Source organism: Oceanobacillus saliphilus, from assembly GCF_023522835.1.
GTDB classification, from domain to species: Bacteria; Bacillota; Bacilli; order Bacillales; family Amphibacillaceae; genus Oceanobacillus; species Oceanobacillus saliphilus.
In genome coordinates, this window is the sequence record NZ_JALCZU010000076.1 from 1 (window position 1) to 280 (window position 280).

Genomic DNA, 280 nt, shown 5'->3' on the forward strand with positions numbered 1-280 from the left:
GCCGCAACTTGCCAAATTTGTTGCTGAATCTTTTCTAAACGCTAATTCTTTAATCCACGTGCGGCCGCCCGCTTAATAAATTTTTGGGCCGTGTCAGCGTCTTCATCTCGCAGCGCTAACTTGGCCAAATAAAAATAAGTATTCGCTATATTTGACTTTGGCGTTGGCCGTTGCCGTACGTACCCGGCTAATATCTCGGCTGAACGGTCATTCTTTTTCAAGGCAAACAACACCCGGCCGTAATAATACGCCACTGCACGATACTGCGGGTCCTGGGCAT

General features: G+C 47.9%; 1 protein-coding gene. It reads right to left on the reverse strand.

Translation table 11 applies throughout. From position 1 onward, the window contains the following. Window positions 1-41: 41 nt before the first annotated feature. Window positions 42-280: hypothetical protein (locus tag MN204_RS20510; RefSeq protein ID WP_249872907.1), on the reverse strand; the 239-nt coding region annotated here is incomplete at its 5' end.